This is a genomic window from Spirillospora sp. NPDC049652, assembly GCF_040675125.1.
Classification (GTDB): domain Bacteria; phylum Actinomycetota; class Actinomycetes; order Streptosporangiales; family Streptosporangiaceae; genus Spirillospora.
The window spans coordinates 1-5192 of sequence record NZ_JBFAOF010000514.1; the positions used below are offsets into that span (position 1 = coordinate 1).

Sequence of the window (5192 nt, forward strand, 5' to 3'; positions counted from 1 at the left end):
CGGCGATTCCCGGTGCGTCCGGCTCGGGGCCGCCCGGTTCCAGTGCGGGCCGCGCGGCGGCCTCGACCGGGCGCGGGTCGGACTGGAGGTCGGGTCGCGCCACGGGCAGGTAGAGGGTGAAGGTGCTGCCGCGGCCGATGGCGCTGTCGGCGACGATGGCGCCGCCGAGCAGGTAGGCGATCTCCCGGCTGATCGACAGCCCGAGGCCGGTGCCGCCGTACTTGCGGCTGGTGGTGCCGTCGGCCTGCTGGAACGCGCCGAAGATGGATTCGAGCTGGTGTTCGGCGATGCCGATGCCGGTGTCGATGACGCGGAACGCGACGGCCGGGCCGTGCACCCGCGCGTCGGCGGGCAGCTCGGACGGGTCGGCGGGCTCGATCCGCAGCTCGACGCTGCCGCTGTCGGTGAACTTCACCGCGTTCGACAGCAGGTTGCGCAGGACCTGCCGCAGCCGCGAGCCGTCGGTGAGGACTTCGACGGGCGCGCCGGGCGCGGCGCTGATCCGGAAGTCCAGGCTCTTCTGACCGGTGAGCGGACGGAACGTGGCCTCGACGTAGTCCAGCAGGTGCCGCATCGGAACCTGCTCGGGAGCGATGTCCATCTTGCCGGCCTCGACCTTGGACAGGTCGAGGATGTCGTTGATCAGCTGCAGCAGGTCCGAGCCGGCCGAATGGATGATGCCGGCGTACTCGACCTGCTTGGGGGTCAGGTTGCGGGTGGGGTTCTGGGCGAGCAGCTGCGCCAGGATGAGCAGCGAGTTCAGCGGCGTGCGCAGCTCATGGCTCATGTTGGCCAGGAACTCGCTCTTGTACTTGGAGGCCAGCGACAGCTGCCGCGCCCGCTCCTCCAGTTCCTGCCTGGCCTGCTCGATCTCCAGGTTCTTGGTCTCGATGTCGCGGTTCTGCGCGGCCAGCAGCGCGGCCTTGTCCCCCAGCTCGGCGTTGGAGCGTTGCAGCTCCTCCTGCCGCGCCTGCAGTTCCTCCGACCGGGCGCGCAGCTCACCGGCCAGGCGCTGGGACTCGGCCAGCAGCTCGTCGGTGCGGGCGTTGGCGATGATGGTGTTGACGTTGACGCCGATGTTCTCCCGCAGCTGCTCCAGCAGGTCGCGCTGCACCGGCCCGAACGGCCGCAGCGACGCCAGCTCGATCACTCCGAGGACCTGGTCCTCGACCACGACCGGCAGCACGATGACGCTGGCCGGGTCGCCGGCGCCCAGCCCCGAGGAGACGGCCAGGTAGCCGGGCGGGACGTCCGCCACCAGGATCGTCTGCCGGCTCCGCGCGGCCTGGCCCACCAGCGAGCGGCCGGCGCGGAACCGGGTCGGGCGTGACGGGCCGGCGGGGTCACCGTCCTCGGGGTAGGCGTAGGAGCCGATCAGCTCCAGCTCCAGCCCCTCGGTGTCCTCGGCGGCCAGGTAGAACGCGCCGTACTGCGCCGACACCAGCGGGGTCAGCTCGTCCATGATCAGCTCGGCGACGGCCGCCAGGTCGCGGTGTCCCTGCATCAGGCCGGAGACGCGGGCGAGGTTCGTCTTCAGCCAGTCCTGCTCCTGGTTGGCCCGGGTGGTCTCGCGGAGCGACTCCACCATCAGGTTGATGTTGTCCTTGAGCTCGGCCACCTCCCCGGAGGCGTCCACGGTGATGGACCGGGTCAGGTCGCCGGAGGTGACCGCGCTGGTCACCTCGGCGATGGCGCGCACCTGCCGGGTCAGGTTCCCGGCCAGCTCGTTGACGTTCTCGGTGAGCCGCTTCCAGGTCCCCGACACGCCCTCGACCTCGGCCTGCCCGCCGAGCCGCCCCTCGCTCCCGACCTCGCGGGCGACGCGGGTGACCTCGGCGGCGAACGACGACAGCTGGTCGACCATCGTGTTGATGGTGGTCTTCAGCGCCAGGATCTCCCCGCGCGCGTCCACGTCGATCTTCTTGGTCAGGTCGCCCTGCGCGACCGCGGTCGTCACCTGCGCGATGTTGCGGACCTGGTTGGTCAGGTTGTTGGCCATGGAGTTGACGTTGTCGGTCAGGTCCTTCCACGTCCCGGCGACGCCCGGGACGTGCGCCTGCCCGCCGAGCTGTCCCTCGGTGCCGACCTCCCGCGCCACCCGCGTCACCTCGTCGGCGAACGCCGACAGCGTGCCGACCATGGCGTTGATCGCCTGGGCCAGCGCGGCGACCTCGCCCTTGGCCTCCACGGTGATCTTCTGCGACAGGTCGCCGCGCGCCACGGCGGTCGCCACCTGCGCGATCGACCGCACCTGGCCGGTCAGGTTGGACGCCATCACGTTGACGTTGTCGGTCAGGTCCTTCCAGGTGCCGCTGACGCCGCGGACGGTGGCCTGGCCGCCGAGGTTGCCCTCGGTGCCGACCTCGCGCGCCACGCGGGTCACCTCGTCGGCGAACGACGACAGCTGGTCGACCATCGTGTTGATGGTCGTCTTCAGCGCCAGGATCTCCCCGCGCGCGTCCACGGTGATCTTCTGCGACAGGTCGCCCTTGGCCACCGCGGTCGCGACCTGCGCGATCGACCGCACCTGGCCGGTCAGGTTGCCCGCCATGAAGTTCACCGAGTCGGTCAGGTCCCGCCAGGTCCCCGACACGCCCTTGACGTCGGCCTGCCCGCCGAGACGCCCCTCGCTGCCGACCTCACGGGCGACGCGGGTCACCTCGTCGGCGAACGACGACAACTGGTCGACCATCGTGTTGACGGTGTCCTTGAGCTCCAGGATCTCCCCGCGCGCGTCCACGGTGATCTTCTGCGACAGGTCGCCCTTCGCCACCGCCGTCGCCACCTGCGCGATGTCACGGACCTGCGTGGTCAGGTTGCCCGCCATGGCGTTCACCGAGTCGGTGAGATCGGCCCAGGTCCCCGAGACGCCGGGCACCTTCGCCTGCCCGCCGAGGCGGCCCTCGGTGCCGACCTCGCGTGCCACGCGGGTCACCTCGGAGGTGAACAGCGACAGCTGGTCCACCATCCCGTTGAACACGCCGGCGATCTCACCGAGGAGCCCGTCCGCGTCGTCCGGCAGCCGGGTGCCGAAGTCGCCGTCGCGCACCGCCGTCAGCCCGGCCAGCAACCTGCGCAGCCCGGCCTCGCCGGCCTCGGCCCCCCGGTCCGGACGGTGACCGTCCTGGACGTCGTCCCCACTGGCCAGCCCGCTCATGTCGACTCCTCGTCTCCCCCCGCCAACCGCGAGGCGCCGTCCGCATCACGAACGACCGGACCGGTCCTGCCGCATGACGGATACGGGAAGAGACTACTCAGCCAACCCGCGCCGACGGGACGAGGGCGTGAGCGGCGACCGGCTGCCCAGCCGACGCCCGCGCCCTCCAGGAAGCCGATGGCGACCAGCCGTCCGGACCCACCACCAGCCCGGACGTGCCCTCTCAGGTCATCAAGGAACGAGAAGTCGACGCCCAGCGGATCCGGCCCGAGTCGGACGCATGAGTCCGAACGAAAGGACGGACGGGCCGCTCCGGGTTACTTGTAGTACTGCATCCAGTACTCGATGGTGTGCTTGTGGTCGACGTGGAAGTCCGGCCAGTACAGTTCCCCACACGCGTTGAAGCGGGGGGTGCCGCGACGCGATCACGCCGCCGGGGACAGATCTTGGCCGCCCGGTCGCTGGCGCGGCAAGAGCACCGGACGAGAACGAGAAACGGCCCCTCGCCGACCCCATCTATTGCGAGGGGCACCAAACCGACATTTCTAGAGCGGACGCTTCAAAGCGCACTGGTCAGCGCGCTGGTCGGCATCGGACACGCCGAAATCGGTCTCGCATACGCCGCAGATGATCGGGCCGACTTCGGCCACGGTGGGCGCGAACGGAGCCGGTGAAATCTGGGAGTTCGTTCGCTGCGGAGGAAGCGCGGCAGCGCCTCCGTCGGCCGCGGCGAGAAACTGATCGAGTTCCGGGGCCTCACTCGGGCGGGGCGGTGGTGTCGCTCAGCCCGTGGGCGGTGACGAGCCGGGCGGTGCCGTCGGCGAGGCGGTAGGAGAGGCCGGCCACCGCCAGGGTTCCGGCGGCGACCCGTTCCGCCAGCACCTGCGAGCGCTCCATCAGCAGGTCGGTGCTGTGCCGGATGTGCTCGTGGAGGATCTCCTCGTCCGACACGCGCCCGGCCGCGCGGGCGCTCAGCACGCTGGGCGTGACCCGCTCGACGACGTCGCGGACGAACCCGGCCGGGACCTGGCCGCCGTCCGCGGCGGTCCGGGCGGCGGCGATGGCCCCGCACGAGTCGTGGCCCAGGACCACGACCAGCGGGCAGTCCAGCACGCTCACGCCGTACTCGATGCTGCCCAGCACCTCGGTGCCGGCCACGTGCCCGGCGGTGCGCACCACGAACAGGTCGCCCAGTCCCTGGTCGAAGATGATCTCAGCGGCGAGCCGGGAGTCCGAGCACCCGAACAGCACCGCGAACGGCCGCTGCGCCGGAGCGGTCTCGGTGCGGCGGGCGGCGTCCTGGTTGGGATGCGCGGGCGCGCTGGCGACGAACCGCTGGTTGCCGGCCAGCAGCATCGCCAAGGCGGCATCGGGCGTCGGTGACGGCGTCGGTGTCGGGCTCGTGGTCATGGCCCGAAGAGTACGGCCCGGGCCCCCGCGATCGCGCGACCGGGTCCGCCGTCGGCGGCGTCGAGGACCGCCGGACCGCGCGGGATCAGCGGCGGATGAGGCCGAGGTCGGTGGCGGTGGCGACGGCGGCGGTGCGGGAGTCGACGCCGAGTTTGGCGTAGATGCGGGCCAGGTGGGACTTGACGGTGCCCTCGGTGAGATGGAGGCGGTTGCCGATGGCCTGGTTGGACAGGCCGCCGGCGACCAGGGTGAGGACTTGCGTCTCGCGCGGGGTCAGGGTGGCGCCGGGAGTGCGCAGCCGGTTCATCAGGCGGTCGGCGACCGCGGGGGCCAGCGTGGTGCGTCCGGCGGCGGCGGTGCGCACGGCGGCGGCCAGGTCTTCGGGCGGGGCGTCCTTGAGGAGGTAGCCGGTCGCGCCGGCTTCGATGGCGGGCAGGGTGTCGGCGTCGGAGTCGTAGGTGGTGACGATCAGGACGCGAGGGGCCCCGGGGCGGGCGGTGATCTGGGCGGTGGCCTCGGCTCCGCCCATGGCGCCCCTGCCGAACTGCAGGTCCATCAGCACCACGTCGATGTCGCCTTGGGCGGCGCGAGTGACGGCGTCCTGGGCGGTGGCGGCCTCGGCGAC

General features: G+C 71.6%; 3 protein-coding genes. All 3 read right to left on the minus strand.

Translation table 11 applies throughout. From position 1 onward, the window contains the following. Positions 1–3157: HAMP domain-containing protein (locus tag AB0J52_RS26600; protein WP_500185033.1), on the minus strand; the 3157-nt coding region annotated here is incomplete at its 3' end. A gap of 756 nt (positions 3158–3913) precedes the next feature. Next, on the minus strand, positions 3914–4567 hold the full coding sequence (locus tag AB0J52_RS26605) for a carbonic anhydrase (RefSeq protein WP_500185034.1): 654 nt from the start codon (positions 4565–4567) through the stop codon (positions 3914–3916). A gap of 85 nt (positions 4568–4652) precedes the next feature. Next, positions 4653–5192: LuxR C-terminal-related transcriptional regulator (locus AB0J52_RS26610; protein WP_500185035.1), on the minus strand; the 540-nt coding region annotated here is incomplete at its 5' end.